Below are 23,440 nucleotides of genomic sequence, written 5' to 3'. Positions count from 1 at the left end.
ACCTTATCCATGACCAAATATGTATTCGTAACCGGCGGTGTTGTTTCTTCTCTTGGAAAAGGTATCGCAGCCGCCAGTCTTGGCGCTATTCTCGAATCGCGTGGTATTAAAGTGACCATGCTTAAGCTAGACCCTTATATCAACGTTGACCCCGGTACCATGTCCCCGTTTCAGCACGGTGAAGTGTTTGTGACTGATGATGGCGCAGAAACTGATCTGGATCTTGGCCATTATGAGCGTTTTATCAGTAGCAAGATGTCGAAGCGCAATAACTTCACGACCGGTCAGATTTATGAAACCGTGATCAAGAAAGAGCGTCGTGGCGAATATTTGGGTAAAACCGTACAGGTGATTCCACATATTACCGATGAGATTAAAGCACACGTGAAACGTGGTGCCGAAGGCGCCGATGTGGCAATTGTAGAAGTTGGCGGCACAGTGGGCGACATTGAGTCCTTACCGTTCCTTGAAGCCATCCGCCAGATGGGGATTGAAGAAGGCAGAAATAATGCCTGCTATATTCACTTGACCTTGCTGCCCTGGATTCCAACAGCAGGGGAGCTTAAAACCAAGCCCACCCAGCACTCGGTGAAAGAGTTGCGTGAAATTGGTATCCAGCCAGATATCCTGATGTGCCGTGCAGAGCGCGAAATTCCAGAAGATGAAAAGCGCAAGATTGCCTTGTTTACCAATGTGGCTTACGAGGCTGTGATTACCGCAATCGACAGTGATTCCATTTATAAAATCCCCGGTCTGTTGCACGCACAAATGCTGGATGAGATTGTTTGTCATAAGTTGAATATCTTGGCTAAAGCGGCCGATTTGTCTGCCTGGCAAAAAATCACTCATGCCCAGGCTAATCCTAAAGAGATCGTCGATATTGCTTTTGTCGGTAAGTATGTAGACCTGACCGAGTCTTATAAATCACTGACTGAAGCCTTGATCCATGCCGGTATTCATACTGAGTCCAAGGTGAAGATTCACTACATAGACAGTGAAGATATCGAGAAAAAGGGCACAGATGCACTCAAGGACATGGATGCGATCCTGATCCCCGGCGGGTTTGGTGTGCGCGGAACCGAGGGCAAAATTGAAGCGATTCGCTTTGCACGTGAACACAAGGTGCCTTACCTCGGCATCTGCTTAGGCATGCAATTGGCCGTGATTGAGTATGCACGCAATGTGGCGGGCCTCAAGGATGCCAATAGTACCGAATTCAACCCTAAAGCCGAGCATAAATTGATTGGTCTGATTGATGAATGGCAAGATGCTTCTGGCAAGATCGAAAAGCGTGACGAGAACTCGGATCTTGGCGGCACCATGCGCTTGGGCGCACAAAGCTGTCCGATTGTGCCGAACACCTTGGCCGCCAGCATTTACGGCAGCGAAGTGAACGAGCGCCACCGTCACCGCTATGAAGTCAATAACCATTACGTAGACCAGCTGAAAGCGGCTGGCCTGGTGATTTCTGCGCGCACGCCTCGTGAAGAGCTGTGTGAGATGATTGAATTGCCTCAATCCGTGCATCCCTGGTTCGTGGCCTGCCAGTTCCACCCGGAATTCACCTCAAATCCACGTAGTGGCCACCCTTTATTTAAAGCCTATGTGCAAGCAGCACTGGCACAAAAAGCGTCTAAAAATAGCGCCTAATAAATTAAGGAATATTCATGAAATTATGTGGTTTTGACGTAGGTCTGGAGCATCCGTTGTTTTTAATTGCGGGTCCTTGCGTCATTGAGTCCAAACAGATGGCCATTGATACGGCTGGTCAGTTGAAAGAAATGGCGGCACATGTTGGCGTACCGTTTATTTATAAGTCTTCATACGACAAAGCCAACCGTAGCTCGACTAAAACCTTCCGTGGCTTTGGCATGGAAGAGGGTCTGAAAATTCTGGACGAAGTACGTGCGCAAATTGGCGTCCCTATCCTGACCGATGTACACACCGAAGAGCAAGTGCCGCACGTGGCGGCCGTGGTGGATGTGTTACAAACGCCGGCTTTCCTGTGCCGCCAGACTGACTTTATTGTTGCCTGTGCACAATCCGGCAAGCCTGTGAATATCAAAAAGGGCCAATTTTTGGCTCCCGGAGACATGAAGCAGGTGGTCAACAAGGCCAAAGAAGCCAACGGGGGGGCTGACAATATCATGGTGTGCGAGCGTGGTGCTTCTTTTGGTTACAACACGCTGGTCTCTGATATGCGCGGCCTGGCCATTATGCGCGAAACCAACTGCCCGGTGGTGTTTGATGCCACTCACTCGGTACAGCAACCAGGCGGGCAGGGCGAGAAAAGTGGTGGCCAACGTGAGTTCGTACCAGTGTTGGCGCGCGCAGCCGTCGCCAGCGGTATCGCAGGCGTCTTTATGGAAACGCATCCGGATCCAAGCAAAGCCTTGTCGGACGGTCCTAACGCCTGGCCATTAGGCAAAATGGAAGATTTACTGCATCTGCTGGTCGACCTCGACAAACTGGTTAAGCGTGCCGGTTTTGCAGAACAAACATTGTAAAAAACTAAATTCTTTCCACCGCCGTTATACACAGATAAATGCAGACTGTATAAAAACAATTGCGTTGATCGGCGGCTAAAAAACGTTTTTGAATTTGACTTAAAAAGGAAAATAAATGAGCGCTATTGTAGATATTATCGCCCGCGAAATTATGGATTCACGCGGCAACCCGACGGTTGAAGTGGACGTATTGCTGGAAAGCGGTGTGATTGGTCGTGCGGCTGTGCCTTCTGGCGCTTCCACAGGCACTAAAGAAGCGGTTGAACTGCGTGACGGCGATAAAAGCCGTTATTTAGGTAAGGGTGTATTGAATGCGGTTGAAAACGTCAATACTGAAATCACTGAAGCGATCATTGGCCTAGATGCTGAAGAGCAAAGTTTTATTGATAAAACGCTGATTGAGCTGGACGGCACAGAAAACAAGGACCGCCTGGGCGCGAATGCAATACTTGGCGTGTCCATGGCTTGTGCCCGTGCCGCAGCTGAAGAGAGTGGCCTGCCGTTGTATCGCTATCTGGGCGGTTCCGCGTTCATGCAGTTGCCTACGCCGATGATGAACATCATCAACGGTGGTGCACATGCGGACAACTCCGTAGATATTCAAGAGTTCATGATTGTGCCAGCTGGTTTGCCAACTTTTCGTGAGGCCCTGCGCGCAGGTGCAGAAGTGTTCCATGCCTTGAAGAAAACCCTGCATGCCAAGGGCTTGGCTACTACCGTAGGTGATGAAGGCGGTTTTGCGCCTAACCTGCCATCCAATGAATCTGCCCTGCAATTGATCATGGAATCGATTGAAGCTGCGGGTTATGAGCCAGGCAAAGACATCTACCTGGGCCTGGATTGCGCCAGTACCGAGTTTTACAAGGATGGTAAATACCATCTGGAGTCAGAGGGTGCATCGCTGACTTCACAACAGTTTTCAGATTACCTGGCGACATTGGCTGACAAATACCCCATCATTACTATTGAAGACGGGATGAGTGAGTTTGACTGGGAGGGCTGGGATATCCTGACCAAACGCCTGGGTAAAACCACGCAGCTGGTGGGTGACGACCTGTTTGTGACTAACCCTAAAATCCTGCGTGAAGGCATCCAGAAGGGCGCTGCCAACTCAGTGCTGATCAAGGTGAACCAGATTGGTACCTTGACCGAAACCTTCCAGACTATCGAAATGGCTAAACGTGCAAACTACACCGCTGTCGTTTCACATCGTTCTGGTGAGACTGAAGATACAACGATTGCTGATATCTCTGTCGCCACCAACGCGTTGCAGATCAAGACCGGTTCATTGTGCCGTTCCGAGCGCGTAGCCAAGTACAACCAGTTGCTGCGTATTGAAGAAGAACTGGGCGATGCAACCAGCTATGCTGGCTTGTCTGCTTTCTACCAGTTATTCAAGTAAGTCTGGTGCATTGAATTGGCATAGGCGAATGTGCGTAAACTGACGGTCGTATTTGTAGTCCTGATTGCCCTGCTGCAATATCCATTGTGGCTGGGCAAGGGTGGTTGGTTGCGGGTCTGGCAATATTCCCAGCAGATCGAAACGCACGAAAAACGCAATGAGTACTACCGGCAACGCAATGAAACACTACGAGCCGAGGTGCGTGACCTGAAACAGGGGCAATCGGCGATTGAAGAGCGTGCCCGTAGCGAGCTCGGGCTGGTGAAACAGGATGAAGTGTTTTACCAGGTGATACAGAATAAACAGCCAGTCACTAATAAGCCTACTTCACCACTGGAAGCCAAGCCTACAGTCGAAAAACAGCTTGAGGGCAAACCGCTTGATCGCCAACAGATGGATCCAAAATTAGCAACCGGAAAACCGCTGGAGTCAAACCTTGCTGCACCGGTTCCCACTCTGCATGCACAATAAAAAAGGCGCTTCAAGCGCCTTTTTTATTGTGCGCTATTTTTATGGTAAGGCATAAGGTAATTCTTTGAATAGTAATGGCTGGCCTTGCCAGGTAATCGCGCCAGCTTCTTTCGCTTCGAGACGGCATTCAGCCAGTACCCAGTAGCCCTGGTCTGTTGCAGGAGCGACGCGCACCAGTTGTCCGGCTTCCTGTTGGTTGGCATCGTGCATCACGTCACCGGCTTGCGGAGCCTGATCGCCTGCTACGACTTGCGCCAGCAGGGTACGGCGTTTGACTTTGCCTAGGTAATGCGTGCGTGCCACGATTTCCTGGCCGGTGTAGCAGCCTTTTTTAAAGTTGATGCCGTTCAATGCATCCAGGTTGATCATTTGCGGGACAAACTGCTCTTTGGTTGCCGGGTACACTTGTGGAATACCTGCCTGGATATCCAATACTTCCCATGTGCTGCTACTTGCCGGACTGAATGATGCACTCAGTGTTTTCCAGGCCTGTTCTGCTTGCTCTGCAGGCACGATAAGTTGGGCCCTTTGTTTGCCATGGCTATCTGTTAACCGGATCACTGTCCCTAGTGCTGTTTGACTGGTTTCATGCGGATGTAATGGTAAATGCTGGATAGGCGCGGCTGACTCGGTACTTGCCAGACCAAGAATGACGAATTGCTCACTGACGTCTTCCACCACCACTTTGCTGCGCAAGACAAACATACGCAAACGTTTGACCAGGTCTGGAATTAATGTCCTGGGACATTGCAGGTAGATCACATCGTTCATGCTGAATGCATAAAACAATGCCAACAAGCGACCTTTTGCCGTACAGTAGCCTGTGAACTGCGCTGCTTGGCCGACTTGCTTGATATCATTAGTGAATTGGCCTTGCAGAAAGGTGAGGGCGTCTGCGCCACTGATTGCAATCATCCCAAGCGTAGACAGATCAAACAACTGTGCCGGTGCCGGAATATCAGGCGCTGCAAACGAGGCTTCTGCCTGCGCATTAAACTGCGCTCCCTGGGAGATTAAAAATTGTTGCCATGCGATGCTAGACATAAATGCGATTCCTTGAGGATGGCGCATGGCTGAATACTGAGTATGTACTCATCGATGCACAATGAAAAAACCTATTTTACCAACTGAAATTGAAATTTCCTTTCACCCTTCCAATTTTTTATGGGGTTGGTGTGTGGTATTTTCAATGCTTGTGCTGAGTTCAGTTTGGTATTGCTTGCCCTGGCAGTGGAGTGTAGCGCTGACAGCGATCTATCTGCTGGCTTGTCTTTGGAGTTTTAGCCGGCAATTAGCAACAGGCTGGCGATTAAGTGTCCAATCGCTCAGGGTAGATGTTTATGGCGAGATGACGTTGGTAAATACCCTGGGGCAAGTCTGGAAAGTGAACGTGTTACCAGATACAGTGGTACATCCATGGTGTATGGTTTTGCATGTACAGTTCCAGTCACCATTGAATGTAGAGGAGACTGATGTCATCCATTGGCATCGCTGGCTATTGCCATGTCGATTATTGATCTTGCCTGATCATGCGGGCAAACAATCACTCAGCGCTTTGCGTGTATGGTTACGCTGGGGGCTCAAGTTTGAGACTTAGATTCAAGAGCAGTACCGTGGATGAGGATGCTTGAGTGAGTGACACATCAGTCAGGAAAAGTGATTGTCATGCGCTACCGATTCACTGCGCGCAAAAAATCTGGTTCTGACATCATTACGATAAAGTTTGAACCTGTGTCTGAGGTGACGGAGTGAGTCGCGGCTGATGCCTGTGCCCAGAATGCATAGTCCAGCTACAGTAGCGAGTAGCCAGTCTATAGAGTAGGCAACAATTTCGTGTCGAGGGGATTCGCGGCTTTGTATGGTTTTGAGCACGGTATGTGGGTCATCTCCATCCAGGTATTGTGCGCCAATCTCCTCTGACAGTTTTTGCAGGTAGCCTGAGGCACGCTTGGAAATGAAGCGGTCATATTCCGAGACAGCTACGCTGTCATCGCGACCACTGCTTTTGCTGGCCGTTACTTGTGCAATATTTGGTTGAACGGCAAAGCTTTCATTCGACCAGTAACCGATCATCTGGTTATCCTCCGTCAGCTTGGGAATGCCCACGCCTTGATCGCTCCCTATCCCCACAAAAAACCAGCCTTCACCGCCCTGAAAGTCTTTGAGGTTGCGTGTATTGAAGGCGTGTAGCAGGGGCGCTTCATCACCATCGGTAAAATACACGGCTTTGGTTGCTTCAGGCATCTGGCGTAACAGTTTGGCAGTGATCACCAGACTTTCGCGCAACTGGCTATTACCGGTCCAGGCCATGCGCCAGTCCAGGTGCTCTATGGTTTCATGAATGGCAGAAAAATGCTGGCAGACTTGCATTGGGGTATACAGGGCCGCCACTGCATCACCGGCAAAGATGCCGATGCTTATGCGGGTGTGGCAGGGCAGTTGGGCGACAATGTCGTGTATCATGCGTTTGGTATAGTCCAGCCGGCTGACGGTATGGTTGTTGAGGGCCATATCCTTGGCATTCATGCTCTGTGTCACGTCTGCAATGAGGAAGTAGGTGTGAATGTTGCGCTTGACTGGAATACTGGGTCTCAGGACTGCGCCTAGAAGGAAAATTAACGCCAGGACCAATAACAGGGTGTCGCGATGGTGCAGCCAGTACCTAAGCCATTGTTTTTTCATGGTCAACTCTCTTATGGCCCCATCACTGGCCTAGGATGACAGAGGGTGGGCGTTTTTGTTTACTGAAAATGATTGTCGTGTGCGACAGCCTCGTTTTTAGTGAATAGTCTGGACTTGATTTCCTGACGGTAAATCTTGAGATTTTGTTTTATTTGACGCATTGGATGCCTGCTGGCATACATGCCAAGCACGCACAGCCCAGCCAGGGTGGCGAATATCCAGCTTAGTGGTAATGGCGCAATATCACGCCTTGCCGGAGGCTGTGATTTCATGGCCTGTAATACATGGTAGGTGCTGTCGCCTTTAACGTATTTAGCACCAATCTCTTGAGTCAGGCTTTCCATATACTCAGAAGCGAGTTTGGAAATATAGCGGTCATGTTCGCCGGTGGCGACGTTATCATCACGCACCCCCAATGTGCTTTCTGAAATCTGCGCAATGCCCGGCTGCATGGCAAAACTCTCATTTGACCAGTAGCCAATCACCTGGTTATCTTCACTCAGTTTGGGAATAGCCACGCCTTCTTCAGTACCGATGCCGACAAATATCCAGTCGTTACCGCCCTGAAACTCTTCCAGGCTTTTCGTGTTGAAGGCGTGCAGTTTAGGGGCTTCTTCACCATCGGTAAAATACACGACTTGGGCAGGTTCAGACATGCCACGGACCACTTTTGCCGTCACGAACAGGCTTTCACGCAAACGGCTGTTGCCTGACCAGGCCATGCGCCAGTCCAGGTGTTCAATCGTGTCCTGAATCGCCGCAAAGTTCTTGCAGACTTCGATGGGGGCATACATCGCTGCGACAGAGTTACCGGCAAACAGGCCAATGCTGACTTTGGTATCACAGGGGAGCGAAGCCACAATCTCATGCATCATGTTCTGCATGTATTCCAGCCGCGTGACTTTTTTACCGCGTAAAGTCATGTCCGACGCATTCATACTTTGCGAGATATCTGCTACCAGCAGGTAGGTATAAATGTTGTGTTTGAACGGAATGCTCGGACGCAGAATCGCCGCCAGCAAAAAGACCAATGCCAGTGCCAGCAAGGCAGAGTCTCTATGTTTGATAAACCGTCTGAGCCAGATATTCATAAGTGCAAGTTAATGATGTGAATGGACGTTCTAATAAACTTCTGATTAAGGCAGACCGTTTGGAATGTTGCCCATGATCAGGCCTGGGTTCTCTGATTCACCTACGCCTGGTGTGGGTTTCTCCGGTAACAGGCTCATGACACGATCGTAGTTACGACGTGTGCCCCAATGACTATTATCTGCCTTGAGGGCGTTTTTATAAGAGCTGGCAGCCTGTGTCAGCAGGTATTCCACCTCATCGCGTGTGCTGTTGTCATTGCCACCGGTGACCTGAATGGCTTTCAGGAAAAAAATGTTTCCAATATTGTGCAGAATGGCTGCGCGTTGAGTAGGCGTTGAGCCGTCGATCAGCTTGGCGAACAGCAATGTGGCCTCCTTGTAACGTTCATGTTTGGCTAGCCAGTAAGCAACTGCATATTTTGCTTCAAAGCTTTGCAGGTCAGTCTGGGGTGTTTTTGCCGATAGAATGGCCTGGTTAAAAGCGTCTGCCTGCTCAATGCGTTGCCATGTGTAGAGGATAGCGGCGGTAGCAGCCACCGCTATTACTATCAGGCCGATGACCAGTTTTTTTACGCTGAGCGCCATGTGTTGATCTCCAGATATTTAACAGCCAGCAGAATGGCAATCATGATGATTGCAATCCAGTAACACACGTTGGTGTAATCATGGCCGGGGATTTTTTCCATATATTGAATCGGTTTTTTTTCTTTACTGTTAATGTCGGCAATCGCGGCTTCAAGGGACTTCGGGTCAGAGGCCTCATAGGCGTTGAATGGCGTGCGTAATGTCTGGAAGTATTGATAGAGGATGACTTCAGTCGGCATGTTACCGTCATAACCGCTTTCGGTATATTTCGGGTCAAAAATCGTGATGCCGCCCGGCTGGCGCAAGACAATCCAGTACAGGCCGATGTTATAACGCTGCAACCAGTCACGTAATTTCTGTTGCACCATGTCACTGACACGGCCAGCACCATCCGAAATCAGGATAATGGCGCGTGAACCTGAGTCTGGGACATTCTTGAACAGTTCCACCGCACTGGTCAGACCGCCACCAATATTGGTCTGGAACAGCGAATTACCTGCCGTAGCCTGCACAGCAGACAGGACAGCTTCTTTATTCTCGGTAAGTGGTAATACATACATGGCAGAGTTACTGAAGGTAATGACCCCCATCATGTCGTTTTTACGACTTTGAATAAAGTTGGTGATGATACGCGCTGCGGCCACCGACTTGGTTTCACCGATATGGCCATCCTTGTCGCCGACAAACTGGTCATCCATACTGGCGCTGCGGTCCAGTACCAGGCCGATCTGTGCGCCAATCCCGGTCCGCTGCACCTGTTGTTCCAGTGTATGTGGACCTGCCAGGCCAAGAATGACGAACAGAATACTCAGCGCAGCCAGTATTTTTAACAGCAGGCCGATCAGGCTGGAAAGCGGGTCAGGTGGTAGCAGGCCTATCCATGAGTAATGTTTGCTATGTGAGCGCTCCAGCAGCAGTGGCAATAACGCCAGCGGAATGGCCCAGAGTAACCAGGGGTGATTGAATGCCATGATGCTATTTCACCTCTGGTATCAGACCACGTTCGCAATCACGCATGTGGCGGCAGAAGGTGCGCAACCACTGTTTTGCTGGCATTCCCAGTTCTAATGGGGTTTTGGTATCAAAAAAGACCTGGCGTGACAAGCTAAAGAAACGCTCGATTTCTGGCTTGGCAGGCTGGTAGGCAGGTTTTTCCTGTAAAAATTGGTCTATGTTATTGCTGAATACACTGTGTCCGGCCACTTGGTGGATCGCCTGATGTATCACGTTGATAGATTGCTGCAACCCTTCAGCATTCTCTGGCAAATGCCCTACCTTGCGGTAAGCCTTGGCAAATGCACCTCCCATGCGTGGCAGCCAGGTATGGGCTCCCAGGATATACAGCAACCCGAGCAGGCTCAGCACAAGTACACCGGCTGCCACTTTGATGATCTGATACTCTCTGACAGTGCTGATGGTGAACGGTGGAATGAATGGACTCATTTCGTTTTTCAGGTTCACTTCACCGTAAACGGATAAAGGCGATGTTCTGAAATTGAATGATGGAAAGCGCACTTGCCGAATTTCGGTTTTGCCATTATGGCGCAGTTTCACAATCTCGCCCCGCAAGATGGCAGGCTTCGCCACACGGCCAGACTTGAATACCTGATAAGTCAGATGAATTTTATGCACACTGCGATCAGAAAAGCTTTCCTCCTCAGTGCTGATATTGGCCAGTTCTATGCCTGACACCTGTCCACGGTAACGGTGCTCGTAGCCCACAATGGGCAGGGACTCCTCAATCAGCTCATAAGGCTTTTTCACTGTCAGGATAATCGTGCGCTCCAGCTTGTCGCCCACCACATAGCCGGCGTCACGGGTAGGGTTGATTTCCCGGATGGAAACGTATTTGCTGTCTACGCTTGGCAATACCACATCTGCGGTGACTGGCAAGGTGGTAAAGGCCAATGTGATTGCCAACAGGCAAGAGAACAGGGATTTAGGCGCTTTCATCAATCGCTTTCCTCACACAGTCACATATTGATGGAAATAGTCGGACAGTAAATCGGCGTCAAACGTGTCTTCCACAAAAAAGGGCTGCATATCAAATTTCATAAAAATATCTTCAATAGCCTGGCGGCGCGCGGCAAAGGTATCCAGGATACGTTGACGATAGGCGGCGCGCAGGAACAAGGTACGACGTTCCCCGGTTTCCGGGTCATTGATACTGGTGACTCCAAATTCCGGCAGGTCTTTGTATTCGGAACTGTTCCAGAGCACGACGGGCACAATGTGATGGCGCAACATCAGCAACAACGCTTCTTCCAGTTGCTCAAGAGGCATATGAAAATCAGACACCATAAAAATCAATGCACGTTCGCGCGGTAGCAAGCTGGCACTATGGATCAGTGCACCAGCCCCGACTTCATTCGGCAAATGATTTTCCAGCCGAGCTGCCAGATCCAGCATATTATGTGGCCTGGCTGAGAGGGTACTCAGCCATTCGTCACGTAACTCATCATCAAAACCGACAAACGCCACCGGGTCGCCGTTACGCGTGGCTGACTGTGCGACTGAGCGCGTGATCTCCGCTGCGGTGGTCAGTTTGGTATGAGGGACCCCGTATTGCATGGAACCAGAAAGATCGCAAAGCACAAAGACTGGCGTTGCACTTTTCTGGTTGAAAATGCGCACATACACCTGTTCCATGGGGTCGCGTATGGTCTGGCGTATATCAATCCGGCGTGGGTCAGGATAGGACAATAAGGTCGTATGCCCCCGAAACTCCATGCCCATGCCGCGCTGGTTGCTTTTGTGGCGACCAGGGCGGCGTGAGCGTGAACGCCAGCTGATGTGGTAGCTGAATTCCTTGATGTAATCCATAGGGAAACAGTCGATTTACTTAAGGGGCTGCAACAGCATTGACGATGCCAGACAGCATTTCACGTGCGATTTCTGTACGGCGCATTTCGTAGACCGGACTGAATACCAGGCGGTGAGCAATCGTCTCATGGAATACAGCGTGGATATCCTCAGGGACGACGGCATCGCGCTCGTTCAGCCAGGCGTTGACACGCGCAGCGCGTAACAGCATACCCATACCACGCGGGCTGGCACCTGATAATACCAGGCGCTTCATATCGACATTGGAAACCTTGATGCCATAAGCCAGTGGATCTTTGGTTGCCAGCCACAGGTTCAGGGCATATTTGCGCAGGGCAGGGCTGGCGGTAATGTTTTCCTGGATCACTTTGGCAAAGCTGTTGAGCTGATCAAATTTCAGGATGTCTTGTTCTACATTGGTAATCAACTGATCAACATCATGGAAACGGGTATCAAAAATCAATGACTCCATAATATCGTGCGCTGGCGGCACGACAATCGGGATTTCCATCATGAAGCGGTCACGCGCCGCAGATGGAATATCAAAGGTTTCTTCTCTTTCCACCTGGTTGCGGTCAGCAAATACCAGCATGTGCGGGAAATAGTGTTCTTTGTTAAACGCCGTCAGGGTGCGTTCTGCCATCACACGCAACATCAGGGAGTGCACTTGTGGACGCGCGCGGTTAATCTCGTTGAAAAAGAAGATAGACAGGTCCTGGCCGGACATTAACAATGGACCAGGGCTGACATGGGGTTTACCATCTTCGCCCAAATAGGTGTGGTAGACCAGGTCATTTGGCATCAGGTCAATGGTGCCTTCAATACGTTGATAGCCACCACCGATGCCGCGGGTGAAGGCACGCAACAAGGTGGTCTTGCCCACGCCCACATCGCCTTCCAGTAACACATGGCCCCGTGCAAATACGGCAATCGTGATCAGGCGGACAGGATTCTGCTGACCTACCACGACTTTATTCACTTCTGACTCAAGTTTTAGTGCTTGTGCACGCCAATCGGCTAATTGTTGATCATGCATTCCTGATTTCCTGACGTAGTATCATTATTGAAGGTAAGTTGTAACTAAATTGTAATTGCGCAATTGCAAAGTTGTCACAGATTATCATTGAAACCTTGCTTCTGCGATATTTTTCAATATGTAAAATTCCGTAACAATTTGAGGAATTTTACCTATGTTTCCATTAAATGTATACAGGTCAGTATAGTGTTTTCATGACAAAAAGCTTTCACTAAACGTAATTTCCGGCGAAAATATTGTTTTATACTAAAAATCTAAAAATACATGACTAGTAAAAGTAGTTTCAGTAAAGAGGAGTTGTTGGCTTGCGGCCGCGGCGAGATGTTTGGCGAAGGTAACGCGCAATTGCCACTGCCACCGATGCTGATGTTTGATCGTATTGTTAAAATTTCAGACGAAGGTGGTAAATACGGCCAGGGCGAAATTATTGCAGAACTCGATATTCGTCCGGATTTATGGTTTTTTGAATGTCATTTTACCGGTGACCCTGTCATGCCCGGCTGCCTGGGACTGGATGCCATGTGGCAACTTGTTGGTTTCTTTTTGGGCTGGAAGGGTGGTCCCGGACGCGGCCGTGCCTTGGGCTCTGGTGAAGTTAAGTTTACAGGGCAGGTGCTGCCAACGGCCAAGCTTGTGCGCTACCACATTGATTTGAAACGTGTGATTATGCGCAAATTGGTGATGGGTATCGCGGATGCACGTATGGAAGTGGATGGCCGTGAGATTTATAATGCCAGTGATTTACGTGTTGGGTTATTTACCACCACGGACAATTTCTAGTAAGGAGGCGCAATGCGTCGCGTAGTGATTACAGGATTTGGTATCGTATCAAGTCTTGGTAATAACAAACAGGAAGTACTGGACAGCCTCAAGGCAGGCCGCTCCGGTATTACCTATCAACCGGAATATGCCGAGCGCGGTTTGCGTTCGCATGTGGCCGGGTCAATTAAAAATCTAGATGTTGAGGCTCTGATAGATCGCAAACTGTTGCGTTTTATGGCTAAAGGCCATGCTTATGCCTGGCTGGCCATGCAGGAAGCCATTGCTGATGCAGGTCTGCCAGAGGAACTCGTATCCAACGTGCGTACCGGCCTGATTGTCGGTGCAGGTGGAACTTCTACCGAAAGCATGCTCGAAGGTACCAATACGCTGGCAGAAAAAGGGATCCGCCGTGTCGGACCTTATATGGTGACCAAAACCATGAGTAGTGGCATTGCCGCTTGCCTGGCCACTGGCGCCAAGATCAAAGGCGTCAATTACGGAATCAGTTCTGCCTGTTCAACCAGTGCGCATTGCATAGGCGCTGGCGTAGAACAAATCCAACTAAACAAGCAGGACATTGTATTTGCTGGCGGTGGTGAAGAAGAACACTGGACCATGAGCTACTTGTTTGATGCCATGGGAGCATTGTCCAGCAAATATAACGACACGCCAGAAAAGGCTTCACGTACCTACGATGCGGATCGTGATGGTTTTGTCATTTCCGGCGGCGGCGGCATTGTCGTACTTGAAGAGTATGAGCATGCCAAGGCACGTGGTGCCCATATCTATGCTGAAGTAGTGGGCTATGGTGCGACTTCGGATGGCTATGACATGGTGGCTCCGAGCGGGGAGGGGGCTGTTCGCTGTATGCAGCAGGCCTTGCAAGGCATAAACCCGGAAGAAATTGATTATATCAACACACATGGCACCAGTACGCCAGTGGGTGATACCAAGGAGCTCGAAGCGATTCGGACCGTATTCGGCAGCAATAGCAGAACAGCCATTGCTTCCACCAAGTCGTTGTCAGGACATGCTTTGGGCGCGGCTGGCGTGAACGAGGCGATTTATACCTTGCTCATGATGCAACATGGCTTTATTGCAGCCTCTGCCAATATTGATAACCTGGATCCGGCTGCTGAAGGCTTGAATATTGTGCGTACGCCAATCACCTCAACCAAACTGCAAACGGCGCTCTCCAACAGTTTTGGTTTTGGCGGTACCAATGCGACTTTGACCTTGTCGACCAGGCATCTGTAGGCGCCGCATTTTTGGTGCTTTGAAATGAGCAGGCCATGTGTTTACAAGCACATGGCCTTTGTTTTGCCTGGCTAGCTAACAGCCGCTATCATCAATGCTGACGGTCAGGCCTGACGTGCTGGTGGAGATGGTGTATTCGAGTTTGCAACGGCTGGCATCCCTCGCGCCCTGCAGGTAGTAGATGGCGCGGTTGTTATCGGACAGTGAAGGTTGCACAGAAAAATTGCCGACTTCTAGCAGCTGCTGCAAAGTCCCTGTGCCATCTTGATTGCCCCGCCAGCCCATCGGATAGCCGTGACTGAAGTAAATGGTATTGCCTTCAATGGCGGCTGAAGAGGTGGGTTGATTGCCGGCACATTGTGGGTCAGACATGCAGACGCCTTTGGCCATGGTGGCGACAGAAACCACAGTTGCTTTAAATGACTGTAGAGACGCTTGTCTTGCCTGAACGTCAATATGGGCAATACGCGCATAGGCAGTGATTGCCAGCGCTGATAAAATCAATATCACAACGACCATTTCGACCAGGGTAAAGCCGGATTGTGCGTAGGGTTTATTTTTCATTTTTTTGATCTTATCGTAGACGGCACTTGTCATGTCAATTTTTGTCGAACGTTGCAAGTGTTAACCAAGGCTTACAAATGCGTCTTTTAAAAAATTATTTATTGCTGGTTTTGCTGGCTGCATTGCTAGCGCATTGTGCGAGCATGGGTGAACGCAGGCTAAGCATGAATACTGCAGAGTTGCAGCAAAAATTAAACAGCAAACTGGCCAAGCCATTCACGTTCATGAAAGTGTTTCATATTCAGTTATCCAATGCCCTAGTGTCCATAGACCCTGCTTCAGGCAGGATTCATACCTTGATGGATGCCAATGTGCAGAGTGATTTGCTGGCTAATGCTGCAACAGGTAAGCTGGGATTGTCGGGGCTGCTGAAGTTTGACCAGGCGCGAAATGCCGTTGTACTGGATCAGCCGGAAGTGGATTCTTTTCAACTGGATGGAGCCAATAGCCAATGGAACGGCCTAGTGCAGCAGATCACCAAGGATATTGGCAGTAAGTGGCTCAACCAATTGGTATTGTATGAGGTGAAGCCTGAAGATTTAAGTTATGCAGGACGTCACTATCAACCGACAGATTTTCAAGTCACAGCCAATGGCCTGCAGGTCACCCTTAAGCCGCAATAATTATTACTTAACCCAGATGCTTTTCCAGTAACAGCGCTGCGACGACTTTGCGACCTTCAGCCGTCAGGATATTAAACGTACGGCAAGCGGCTGCCGTGGTCATGCATTCCACCGCAATGTTGTCAGACAAAAATGCTTGTATCTGCCTGGGATGGATAAAGCGTTGTTTATCGCCTGTTCCTAGTAACACCACCTCCGGTTTAAACTCGAGGATGGGTGCCAATGATTGCGCGTCCAGCGCTTCCCAAGGCCCCTGGAACCAACCGGAACTGCAAGCCTGTTCACTGACAATCACAGCTTGTTCATAACGCTGGCGATTAATGATGACGGCGTCATGATCCACGCCATTGATTTGATATTGTTGATCACTGGTATGCAGGTGTAATTTCATAAGATATCAAGGGCAGATACGAAGTGTTCATTGCTTGTGATGTCTTTCCAAGCTGACCTGACTCAGGTCCTAAGGTTCATTGATGTAGCAAGGGTTTGCAGGTAGAATGAAAGTTTTACTTTAAGAGCTTAACACACGCAAGATGTGTTTGTTAATGAGCGATGCAGCCAGTCAATAAATCCAGCAAACTCAGTAATGTCTGTTACGACATCCGCGGCCCTGTCCTACAACGTGCGCGCCAGATGGAAGAGGATGGGCAACGCATTATCAAGTTGAATATCGGCAACCCCATGCCGTTCGGTTTTAATGCCCCCGAAGAAATTGTCCAGGACGTGATCCATAATATGGACCAGGCCTCGGGTTATACCGATTCCAAAGGATTGTTCGCGGCGCGCAAAGCGATTATGCATTACACCCAGCAAAAAAACATTGCCGGGGTGACCATAGACGACATCATTATCGGTAATGGTGTGTCTGAACTCATTGTGATGGCCATGCAGGGCTTGCTCAATAATGGTGACCAGATTCTGGTGCCCATGCCGGATTATCCGTTGTGGACCGCTGCAGTGAACCTGGCAGGTGGTACGGCGCGTCATTACGTCTGTGACGAGCAGTCCGGCTGGCTGCCAGACCTCAAGGATATTGAGAACAAGATCACGGCCAATACCAAAGGTATCGTGATTATCAATCCTAACAATCCGACCGGTGCCTTGTATCCCAAAGAAACGCTGGAAGGCATTATCGAGATTGCGCGTCATCATAGCCTGGTGATTTTTGCCGACGAGATTTACGACAAGGTGTTGTATGACGGTAACACGCATACGTCCATCGCGTCGCTGGCTGACGATGTGCTGTTTGTGACCTTTAACGGCTTGTCCAAAAATTACCGCGCCTGTGGCTACCGCTCAGGCTGGATGATTATCTCCGGCGATAAAAAGGATGCCAAGGATTATATCGAAGGCCTCAATATGCTGGCCTCCATGCGTTTGTGTGCCAATGTGCCCGGGCAACTGGCGATTCAGACAGCACTAGGCGGTTACCAGAGTATTAATGACCTGGTCGCGCCCAGTGGCCGCTTGTGCAAGCAGCGTGACCTGGCTTACGACATGCTCACTTCCATGCCGGGCGTGACTTGTGTCAAGCCAGCTGCAGCCATGTATCTGTTTCCAAAGTTGGATCCAGCGATGTATCCGATCGAAGATGATCAGCAGTTTATCCTCGACTTATTGCTGGAAGAAAAAGTACTGCTGGTTCAAGGCACGGGCTTTAACTGGAAAGCGCCTGATCATTTCAGGGTAGTGTTCCTGCCTAATGTGGATGACCTGACCGAGGCGATGACACGCATAGGCCGCTACCTGGATAGCTATCGTAAGAAGCATGCAAAATAAAGCACATTCAAAATAAGGTGAGCTTTAGGGCTGCCATCAACGTAGAGTATGAGTATGAAAGAATTAAAAGTAGGTTTGTTAGGCATAGGCACAGTTGGTGGCGGTACTTATACCGTCATCACGCGTAACCAGGCGGATATCTCGCGCCGGATTGGCGGCAATATACGCATTGTGCAGGTGGCTGACCGTAACCTGGAACTGGCCAGGCAGGTCACCGGTGGTCAGGTGGCGTTGACGGACGATGCATTTGCCGTGGTGGATAATCCGGAGATTGATGTCGTCGTTGAATTGATCGGTGGCTATACCATTGCTAAAGAATTAGTGTTAAAAGCCATTGCCAATGGCAAACATGTGGTTACTGCGAACAAAGCTTTGCTGGCCGTGCATGGCAACGAAATTTTCAAGGCAGCGGCCGAAAAGGGCGTGATTGTTGCGTTTGAAGCGGCAGTGGCAGGTGGCATCCCCATTATCAAGGCTTTGCGTGAAGGCTTGAGCGCCAACAGAATTGAATGGGTGGCTGGCATTATCAACGGTACAACCAACTTTATCTTGACCGAGATGCGCGACAAAGGCCTGGCGTTTGCCGATGTGCTCAAGGAAGCACAACGCCTGGGTTATGCCGAAGCGGATCCCACCTTTGATGTTGAAGGTGTGGATGCTGCGCACAAGCTTACCATCATGGCCAGTATTGCGTTTGGCATGCCCATGCAGTTTGAACATGCGTATACCGAAGGGATTACCAAACTGACGACGCAGGATATCCAATACGCTGAAGAGCTCGGCTACCGCGTCAAGTTACTTGGCATCAGCAAAAAAACAGAGGCGGGCGTTGAATTGCGTGTGCATCCAACCCTGATTCCGGAAAAGCGCCTGATTGCCAATGTGGATGGCGCCATGAATGCCGTGGTTGTGAAGGGGGATGCGGTTGGCCCCACCCTGTATTACGGGGCTGGCGCAGGTGCTGAGCCGACGGCGAGTGCCGTGGTCGCCGACCTGGTGGATATTGCCCGTTTGCAAGGCACGACAGCCGGGCAACGCGTGCCTTACCTCGGTTATCAGTTAGACCAGCAGCAAGTGCTACCCGTCTTGCCGATTGCCGAAGTGCAGTCAGCCTATTACCTGCGGCTGCATGCCTCTGATAAACCAGGGGTGATGGCGGATGTGACCAAGATCCTGGCCGACTTGCAGATTTCGATTGATGCCATGCTGCAAAAAGAGCCTCAGGAAGGTGAGGCTGAGGCAGACATTGTCATTCTGACCCATATCACGCAGGAAAAAACCATGGATGCAGCCATTACCAGGATTGAAGCGTTGCCTGCGATTGCCGGCACCGTCATCAAAATCCGGATGGAAGCGCTGTCACGCTAACATATGACGGGCAGGCTTAATTCAAAGAGTTTAATACAATGAAATATATCAGTACCCGCGGGCAGTCGCCTGCTTTAACATTTAGTGAAATCTTGCTGGGCGGCCTCGCGCCTGACGGCGGCTTGTATCTGCCTGAGCAATATCCGCAATTCAGTGATGCAGATTTGAATGCCATGCGTGGCATGAATTATCGCGAACTGGCTTTTGCAATCTTGTCCAGGCTGGTCGATGACAGTGATATTCCCCACGCAGACCTGAAAGCGATTATTGATAAAACCTACCGCGCAGACGTGTACCAATATGTACGCGCAGGCCAGAATGCCGAAGACATTACGCCTACGCTCAAGCTAGAAGATAACCTCTACCTGCTTAGCCTGTCTAACGGCCCAACATTAGCCTTTAAAGACATGGCGATGCAGTTACTGGGCAATCTGTTTGAATACGTACTGACCAAAACTGGCCAAACCACTAATATCCTGGGTGCTACTTCTGGTGATACCGGCTCTGCGGCTGAGTATGCGATGCGCGGTAAAAAAGGTGTGCGTGTGTTCATGCTGTCGCCATACCAGAAGATGAGCCGTTTCCAGACCGCCCAAATGTTCAGCCTGCAAGACGACAATATTTTCAATATTGCGGTGAAAGGTGTCTTCGATGATGCGCAGGATATGGTCAAGGCCGTTTCTAATGATCATAACTTTAAAGCCCAATACAAAATCGGCGCGGTGAACTCCATTAACTGGGGTCGTATTGCTGCCCAGATTATTTACTATTTCAAAGGTTACTTGGCTGTGACGACTAACAACAGCCAGAAAGTCAGTTTTACTGTGCCTAGTGGCAACTTTGGTAACATCTGTGCCGGGCACATTGCACGCATGATGGGTTTACCGATTGACCAGCTGGTGGTGGCAACCAATGAAAACGATGTGCTGGATGAGTTTTTTAATACTGGCGTTTATGCGCCGCGTGGTTCAGCCAATACTTATCATACCTCCAGCCCGTCCATGGATATCAGCAAAGCCTCCAACTTTGAGCGCTTTGTCTATGACCTCGTCGGTCAGGACAGTGCCCGTGTGCGTGAATTGTGGACCGCGGTGGATCATGGTGGCAAGTTTGACCTGAATGCAGACGGTTATTTTGAAAAAGTGGCTGACTTTGGTTTTGTTTCCGGCCATAGTAACCATGCCAACCGCATGCAAACCATACGCACTACCAAAGAAAAATATGGCGTGACCATTGATACGCATACTGCCGATGGCTTGAAAGTCGCCCTCGAACACCGTCAGCCGAATGTGCCCATGCTGGTATTGGAAACGGCATTGCCGGCCAAATTTGAAGATGCGATTGTGGAAGCGCTGGGTGAAGTGCCTGAGCGTCCGGCCAGCCTGGTTGGCCTGGAGGACCTGCCACAGAAATCCACGGTGATGGATGTGAGCGTCGATGCGATTAAAGCCTTTATTGCTGCTAACACATGAATCTGAGTAACTGATTGAGGAGTGCTACATGCAACAGTATCATGATCTATTGAACCACGTACTTGCGCATGGTCACATCAAAACAGATCGCACAGGCACCGGCACGATGTCGGTATTTGGTTATCAGATGCGCTTTAATCTGGCGGAAGGGTTTCCTTTACTGACCACCAAGAAGGTGCATTTAAAATCCATTATTCATGAACTGTTATGGTTCTTGCAGGGCAGCACCAATATTGCATACCTGAAAGAAAATGGTGTCAGTATCTGGGACGAATGGGCGGATGAGCAAGGCAACCTCGGACCGGTCTACGGCTATCAATGGCGTAACTGGCCCAAGCCGGATGGTTCGCACATTGACCAGATCACACAAGTGATTAACCAGATCAAAAAGACACCGGATTCGCGTCGTTTAATCGTGTCTGCCTGGAATGTGGCGGATGTTGAACGCATGAAGCTGCCACCATGCCATGCTTTTTTTCAGTTTTATGTGGCTGATGGCAAGCTTTCCTGCCAATTGTATCAACGCAGTGCAGATATTTTCCTTGGCGTCCCATTCAACATCGCTTCATATGCCTTGTTAACCATGATGGTGGCACAAGTTTGCGATTTGCAACTGGGCGACTTCGTACACACCCTGGGGGATGCGCATATTTACAGCAACCATATGGAGCAGGTAAAAGAGCAGTTGTCCCGTACACCGCGTGCTTTGCCTGTGATGCGTATTAATCCTGCCGTGAAAGACATTTTTGCCTTTAAGTTTGAGGATTTTACGCTGGAAAATTACGATCCCTATCCCGCCATTAAGGCGCCAGTGGCCGTGTAGTCCAGCTGCTTAGCAGCGACCAGAATGGCTGTTTTTAACCATTTTGTTAACAAAGTGTAATATTTTCAAAAGCATATCGCGTTTTTGATATTCTTCTCAGCGTTGTGGATTTTGGAATATGGCGTCCTAGCGCCTGTTTCATTACTTTCATTCATGACTTTAAACAAGGAGATCATTATGCAAGTTAAAGCGTCAATTCTGGTAGCCGCGGTATGCGGTTTGTTGTCCGGTCAGGCATTCGCTGACCATGAAACCATCAAGCCAAAGGCTTACGACAGCTTGGGTAAGTGCGTGAAAGCAGCCTTGTCCAAACACGACGGCAAAATTGTCAAGGTGGAAGCCAAGTCAGAGCGTAAGCAATTAGTATACGAATTTGATGTGCAATCCAACGATGGCAAAGCATGGGATATCGAGTGCAATGCAAAAACAGGCAAGATTACAGAAGTAGAAGAAGAAGTTTCGGTGGATGACGAAAGATTCAAAGCACTGGCTAAAGTGACTGAAGAAGACGCCAAGGCCACTGCACTTGCAGCGCATCCTGGCAAAGTGGTTGAAGTTGAATATGAGCTCGAGCCAGATGGCAAAGCATCTTACGAATTTGATATTCTGGAAGCCGACAACGAAGAAGTAAAAGTCGAAGTGGATGCTACCAGCGGTAAAATCGTAGAGACCAGCTACGAAGTGTATCAAATCGGTCAGGAGTAAATTGACCGGTGGAGTGATGCGGCTGTCGTTCCCTGCAGTCGGTGATACTCAAAAGCAAAAGGCACCGCAATGCGGTGCCTTTTTTGCATGAGATCAATATGCAAGTGAGGGAGTGTCTACCCCGATACCAGCGGATATGCAGTCAGCTGGTATCGGTCCTAGTGATAGCTCACTCCCAATGATTCAACAGCATTTAACGTGCCATGATGTTTGGTGAGTTTAAGTGATTGACTTGGAAGTGTATTTTTTGTGTAAATAGGAATTTATCCTGAATTTTTGGTGGTTGTTAATAACCAGTATTTTATCTTTTTGGTTGTTTTCAGCCGAAGATGAGATTTATGGCAACAAGCGTTGAATGGTTGACAACAGTTTTTTATATTCGCCTCGTTTGATCAGTTCGCTTTGCGCCAGCATATTAAGCAATGCCGGTTGATGCTCTTCATTTAATTCATTCAGAAAATCCTCGCTGAACCCTAAATTGCTGGCGACATAAGTCAGGTTAAACATATCGCAATGGTTGCCATACAAGCTGCCGAGCAAGTAACTTTTCGCGTATTTGGTTGACAAAGGCATGTCGTCTTGCAGATCAGGGAGGCGATGACGCTGATCGTCAATCAGTAAAAGATGGTAGTCAAACAGTTTTTGCAACAACAGGGCTTGTTCAGTTTCAGCCTGTTGCTGCTGAATGAGGCTGGCGCTATCACACCAGATAGCGGCTACCGGGTAATTGATGCAATATTTTTCAACCTGTTCAATAAAGAGTCTCACTTGTCCGATATTCATTTCCGGTAGGCGCAGGACCGCGACGCCTTGTCTTCTCAGGCGCAACTCCAAAACAGGGCTGACGGTATGATCAATCAGCAAATACCCTTGACCAAGATTGAGGCTATGGACCAGTGCTGTTTGTAGGGCGGGCCAATGGCCACAGGCAATATGTTCTGGCGAGACCAGGTAACGCCGTTCATGCGCCAGCAAGTTCGCCAGCATATGTTTCAGGTCGAATAAGCCAGTGACATCATAATCTTGCGGACGCAGCTTGTGTATATGCAAGGCTACGCGACGGAAGTGGTAAATACAGGCCTTTTGTATTAATTGCTGAATACTGCTGGCCACAGTGTTTGTAACAGAGGAGGCATTCGCCGCACTTTGCGGAGCTAAAAGAATGTGATGCGGATTTTCAGAAACAAACGTGCCTCGTTTGGGCTGCGTATAAATAAGTCCTTGAGCAGCCAGCTCTTCATACACCCGTGAAACGGTTTTTCGGTTGATGCCCAGGCGCTGGGCAATATCGCGGGAACTGGGCAGGGCGCTACCCCCCAGCCAGGATCCACCTTCAATCATGCTGCGGAAATGTTCGGTCAGTTGTTGGTGGATAGAGGAGGGCGAATTCTTATCCAGAACCAGAGAATAATGCCAGGGTCTTAGCACGGCCAGTATCTACCTTGTTAATCAAGTAAGCGGGTAACGCCTCTCGCTGTAGGGCGTTACGG

General features: G+C 49.5%; 24 protein-coding genes. 13 read left to right on the top strand and 11 right to left on the bottom strand.

Annotated features, from left to right (window positions below; genetic code table 11):
* Positions 1 to 9 precede the first annotated feature (9 nt).
* The 4 genes from F463_RS0102615 (at position 10) to ftsB (ending at position 4,380) form a co-directional block, all read left to right on the top strand.
* On the top strand, positions 10 to 1,650 hold the full coding sequence (locus F463_RS0102615) for a CTP synthase (RefSeq protein WP_018985494.1): 1,641 nt from the start codon (positions 10 to 12) through the stop codon (positions 1,648 to 1,650).
* 17 nt (positions 1,651 to 1,667) lie between these two features.
* Complete coding sequence (gene kdsA, locus F463_RS0102610; protein ID WP_018985493.1) at positions 1,668 to 2,507, top strand: 3-deoxy-8-phosphooctulonate synthase; 840 nt, start codon at positions 1,668 to 1,670, stop codon at positions 2,505 to 2,507.
* A gap of 115 nt (positions 2,508 to 2,622) precedes the next feature.
* Entirely contained in the window at positions 2,623 to 3,909 is a 1,287-nt protein-coding gene (gene eno, locus F463_RS0102605) for a phosphopyruvate hydratase (protein ID WP_018985492.1), read from the top strand.
* Between the two features lie 30 nt (positions 3,910 to 3,939).
* Entirely contained in the window at positions 3,940 to 4,380 is a 441-nt protein-coding gene (ftsB, locus tag F463_RS0102600) for a cell division protein FtsB (RefSeq protein ID WP_018985491.1), read from the top strand.
* A gap of 39 nt (positions 4,381 to 4,419) precedes the next feature.
* Here ftsB and ygfZ read toward each other — a convergent pair whose 3' ends face one another.
* Positions 4,420 to 5,424: a CAF17-like 4Fe-4S cluster assembly/insertion protein YgfZ gene (gene ygfZ, locus F463_RS0102595; RefSeq protein ID WP_018985490.1), complete on the bottom strand. Its 1,005-nt coding sequence runs from the start codon at positions 5,422 to 5,424 to the stop codon at positions 4,420 to 4,422.
* A 61-nt stretch (positions 5,425 to 5,485) separates the two neighbouring features.
* On the opposite strand from ygfZ, the gene F463_RS14700 reads away from it, so the two are divergent.
* On the top strand, positions 5,486 to 5,977 hold the full coding sequence (locus tag F463_RS14700) for a hypothetical protein (protein WP_245545108.1): 492 nt from the start codon (positions 5,486 to 5,488) through the stop codon (positions 5,975 to 5,977).
* 50 nt (positions 5,978 to 6,027) lie between these two features.
* Here F463_RS14700 and F463_RS0102585 read toward each other — a convergent pair whose 3' ends face one another.
* Genes F463_RS0102585 through F463_RS0102555 form a run of 7 tightly spaced genes read right to left on the bottom strand, consistent with a single transcriptional unit; the run spans position 6,028 to position 12,597 of the window.
* The gene (locus tag F463_RS0102585) at positions 6,028 to 7,062 is read right to left on the bottom strand and encodes a VWA domain-containing protein (protein WP_018985487.1); all 1,035 of its coding nucleotides are present in this window, start codon (positions 7,060 to 7,062) and stop codon (positions 6,028 to 6,030) included.
* 59 nt (positions 7,063 to 7,121) lie between these two features.
* Positions 7,122 to 8,153: a vWA domain-containing protein gene (locus tag F463_RS0102580; RefSeq protein ID WP_018985486.1), complete on the bottom strand. Its 1,032-nt coding sequence runs from the start codon at positions 8,151 to 8,153 to the stop codon at positions 7,122 to 7,124.
* Between the two features lie 45 nt (positions 8,154 to 8,198).
* The gene (locus F463_RS0102575) at positions 8,199 to 8,738 is read right to left on the bottom strand and encodes a hypothetical protein (RefSeq protein ID WP_018985485.1); all 540 of its coding nucleotides are present in this window, start codon (positions 8,736 to 8,738) and stop codon (positions 8,199 to 8,201) included.
* Positions 8,723 to 9,709 carry a vWA domain-containing protein gene (locus tag F463_RS0102570; protein ID WP_018985484.1) on the bottom strand — a complete coding sequence of 329 codons (987 nt, stop codon included), beginning with the start codon at positions 9,707 to 9,709 and terminating at the stop codon, positions 8,723 to 8,725. The genes F463_RS0102575 and F463_RS0102570 overlap by 16 nt, the downstream gene beginning before the upstream one ends.
* Positions 9,710 to 9,713: 4 nt before the next feature.
* Positions 9,714 to 10,691: a hypothetical protein gene (locus F463_RS0102565; RefSeq protein WP_018985483.1), complete on the bottom strand. Its 978-nt coding sequence runs from the start codon at positions 10,689 to 10,691 to the stop codon at positions 9,714 to 9,716.
* 12 nt (positions 10,692 to 10,703) lie between these two features.
* Complete coding sequence (locus tag F463_RS0102560; protein ID WP_018985482.1) at positions 10,704 to 11,561, bottom strand: DUF58 domain-containing protein; 858 nt, start codon at positions 11,559 to 11,561, stop codon at positions 10,704 to 10,706.
* A 19-nt stretch (positions 11,562 to 11,580) separates the two neighbouring features.
* A complete protein-coding gene (locus tag F463_RS0102555) occupies positions 11,581 to 12,597 on the bottom strand; it encodes an AAA family ATPase (protein ID WP_018985481.1) in 1,017 nt (338 codons plus the stop codon).
* Between the two features lie 264 nt (positions 12,598 to 12,861).
* Here F463_RS0102555 and fabA point away from each other — a divergent pair, with 264 nt between their 5' ends.
* Together fabA and fabB are read left to right on the top strand one after the other, a co-directional pair.
* Positions 12,862 to 13,377, top strand: coding sequence for a 3-hydroxyacyl-[acyl-carrier-protein] dehydratase FabA (fabA, locus tag F463_RS0102550; protein ID WP_018985480.1), 516 nt, complete (start codon positions 12,862 to 12,864; stop codon positions 13,375 to 13,377).
* A gap of 12 nt (positions 13,378 to 13,389) precedes the next feature.
* Positions 13,390 to 14,616, top strand: coding sequence for a beta-ketoacyl-ACP synthase I (gene fabB / locus F463_RS0102545; RefSeq protein ID WP_018985479.1), 1,227 nt, complete (start codon positions 13,390 to 13,392; stop codon positions 14,614 to 14,616).
* A gap of 75 nt (positions 14,617 to 14,691) precedes the next feature.
* Here the strand turns inward: fabB and F463_RS0102540 are convergent, their stop codons facing one another.
* On the bottom strand, positions 14,692 to 15,180 hold the full coding sequence (locus F463_RS0102540) for a prepilin-type N-terminal cleavage/methylation domain-containing protein (protein ID WP_026295238.1): 489 nt from the start codon (positions 15,178 to 15,180) through the stop codon (positions 14,692 to 14,694).
* Between the two features lie 77 nt (positions 15,181 to 15,257).
* On the opposite strand from F463_RS0102540, the gene F463_RS0102535 reads away from it, so the two are divergent.
* Positions 15,258 to 15,803 (top strand): DUF1439 domain-containing protein, encoded by a 546-nt coding sequence (locus F463_RS0102535; protein ID WP_018985477.1) that lies wholly within the window; start codon positions 15,258 to 15,260, stop codon positions 15,801 to 15,803.
* A gap of 7 nt (positions 15,804 to 15,810) precedes the next feature.
* Here the strand turns inward: F463_RS0102535 and F463_RS0102530 are convergent, their stop codons facing one another.
* Positions 15,811 to 16,194 (bottom strand): Mth938-like domain-containing protein, encoded by a 384-nt coding sequence (locus F463_RS0102530; RefSeq protein ID WP_018985476.1) that lies wholly within the window; start codon positions 16,192 to 16,194, stop codon positions 15,811 to 15,813.
* A 161-nt stretch (positions 16,195 to 16,355) separates the two neighbouring features.
* Here F463_RS0102530 and F463_RS0102525 point away from each other — a divergent pair, with 161 nt between their 5' ends.
* The 5 genes from F463_RS0102525 to F463_RS0102505 all read left to right on the top strand — a co-directional run bounded on the left by F463_RS0102525 (position 16,356) and on the right by F463_RS0102505 (position 21,950).
* Positions 16,356 to 17,582 carry a pyridoxal phosphate-dependent aminotransferase gene (locus F463_RS0102525; RefSeq protein WP_018985475.1) on the top strand — a complete coding sequence of 409 codons (1,227 nt, stop codon included), beginning with the start codon at positions 16,356 to 16,358 and terminating at the stop codon, positions 17,580 to 17,582.
* A 54-nt stretch (positions 17,583 to 17,636) separates the two neighbouring features.
* Positions 17,637 to 18,950 (top strand): homoserine dehydrogenase, encoded by a 1,314-nt coding sequence (locus tag F463_RS0102520; RefSeq protein WP_018985474.1) that lies wholly within the window; start codon positions 17,637 to 17,639, stop codon positions 18,948 to 18,950.
* A 38-nt stretch (positions 18,951 to 18,988) separates the two neighbouring features.
* Positions 18,989 to 20,422 carry a threonine synthase gene (thrC, locus tag F463_RS0102515; protein ID WP_018985473.1) on the top strand — a complete coding sequence of 478 codons (1,434 nt, stop codon included), beginning with the start codon at positions 18,989 to 18,991 and terminating at the stop codon, positions 20,420 to 20,422.
* A gap of 28 nt (positions 20,423 to 20,450) precedes the next feature.
* Positions 20,451 to 21,245 (top strand): thymidylate synthase, encoded by a 795-nt coding sequence (locus tag F463_RS0102510; RefSeq protein WP_018985472.1) that lies wholly within the window; start codon positions 20,451 to 20,453, stop codon positions 21,243 to 21,245.
* Between the two features lie 177 nt (positions 21,246 to 21,422).
* Positions 21,423 to 21,950: a PepSY domain-containing protein gene (locus tag F463_RS0102505; protein ID WP_018985471.1), complete on the top strand. Its 528-nt coding sequence runs from the start codon at positions 21,423 to 21,425 to the stop codon at positions 21,948 to 21,950.
* 336 nt (positions 21,951 to 22,286) lie between these two features.
* Here the strand turns inward: F463_RS0102505 and F463_RS0102500 are convergent, their stop codons facing one another.
* Positions 22,287 to 23,378, bottom strand: coding sequence for a GntR family transcriptional regulator (locus tag F463_RS0102500; protein ID WP_245545107.1), 1,092 nt, complete (start codon positions 23,376 to 23,378; stop codon positions 22,287 to 22,289).
* Positions 23,379 to 23,440 lie beyond the last annotated feature (62 nt).

Origin of the sequence: Methylophilus methylotrophus DSM 46235 = ATCC 53528 (genome assembly GCF_000378225.1) — a bacterium.
In the GTDB taxonomy this organism is placed as follows: Bacteria; Pseudomonadota; Gammaproteobacteria; order Burkholderiales; family Methylophilaceae; genus Methylophilus; species Methylophilus methylotrophus.
The sequence above is the reverse complement of the archived record's forward strand: the minus strand, read 5'-3'. Positions and strand labels throughout refer to the sequence as shown.

Coding starts and splice junctions, on each gene's coding strand:
- F463_RS0102615 (WP_018985494.1), top strand. CDS start 10: ATGACCAAATATGTATTCGTAACCGGCGGTGTTGTTTCTTCTCTTGGA.
- F463_RS0102505 (WP_018985471.1), top strand. CDS start 21,423: ATGCAAGTTAAAGCGTCAATTCTGGTAGCCGCGGTATGCGGTTTGTTG.
- F463_RS0102530 (WP_018985476.1), bottom strand. CDS start 16,194: ATGAAATTACACCTGCATACCAGTGATCAACAATATCAAATCAATGGC.
- F463_RS0102525 (WP_018985475.1), top strand. CDS start 16,356: ATGCAGCCAGTCAATAAATCCAGCAAACTCAGTAATGTCTGTTACGAC.
- eno (WP_018985492.1), top strand. CDS start 2,623: ATGAGCGCTATTGTAGATATTATCGCCCGCGAAATTATGGATTCACGC.
- F463_RS0102585 (WP_018985487.1), bottom strand. CDS start 7,062: ATGAAAAAACAATGGCTTAGGTACTGGCTGCACCATCGCGACACCCTG.
- F463_RS0102565 (WP_018985483.1), bottom strand. CDS start 10,691: ATGAAAGCGCCTAAATCCCTGTTCTCTTGCCTGTTGGCAATCACATTG.
- F463_RS0102555 (WP_018985481.1), bottom strand. CDS start 12,597: ATGCATGATCAACAATTAGCCGATTGGCGTGCACAAGCACTAAAACTT.
- thrC (WP_018985473.1), top strand. CDS start 18,989: ATGAAATATATCAGTACCCGCGGGCAGTCGCCTGCTTTAACATTTAGT.
- F463_RS0102510 (WP_018985472.1), top strand. CDS start 20,451: ATGCAACAGTATCATGATCTATTGAACCACGTACTTGCGCATGGTCAC.
- F463_RS0102535 (WP_018985477.1), top strand. CDS start 15,258: ATGCGTCTTTTAAAAAATTATTTATTGCTGGTTTTGCTGGCTGCATTG.
- F463_RS0102580 (WP_018985486.1), bottom strand. CDS start 8,153: ATGAATATCTGGCTCAGACGGTTTATCAAACATAGAGACTCTGCCTTG.
- F463_RS0102570 (WP_018985484.1), bottom strand. CDS start 9,709: ATGGCATTCAATCACCCCTGGTTACTCTGGGCCATTCCGCTGGCGTTA.
- kdsA (WP_018985493.1), top strand. CDS start 1,668: ATGAAATTATGTGGTTTTGACGTAGGTCTGGAGCATCCGTTGTTTTTA.
- fabB (WP_018985479.1), top strand. CDS start 13,390: ATGCGTCGCGTAGTGATTACAGGATTTGGTATCGTATCAAGTCTTGGT.
- ygfZ (WP_018985490.1), bottom strand. CDS start 5,424: ATGTCTAGCATCGCATGGCAACAATTTTTAATCTCCCAGGGAGCGCAG.
- fabA (WP_018985480.1), top strand. CDS start 12,862: ATGACTAGTAAAAGTAGTTTCAGTAAAGAGGAGTTGTTGGCTTGCGGC.
- F463_RS0102540 (WP_026295238.1), bottom strand. CDS start 15,180: ATGAAAAATAAACCCTACGCACAATCCGGCTTTACCCTGGTCGAAATG.
- F463_RS0102575 (WP_018985485.1), bottom strand. CDS start 8,738: ATGGCGCTCAGCGTAAAAAAACTGGTCATCGGCCTGATAGTAATAGCG.
- F463_RS14700 (WP_245545108.1), top strand. CDS start 5,486: ATGAAAAAACCTATTTTACCAACTGAAATTGAAATTTCCTTTCACCCT.
- F463_RS0102560 (WP_018985482.1), bottom strand. CDS start 11,561: ATGGATTACATCAAGGAATTCAGCTACCACATCAGCTGGCGTTCACGC.
- F463_RS0102520 (WP_018985474.1), top strand. CDS start 17,637: ATGAAAGAATTAAAAGTAGGTTTGTTAGGCATAGGCACAGTTGGTGGC.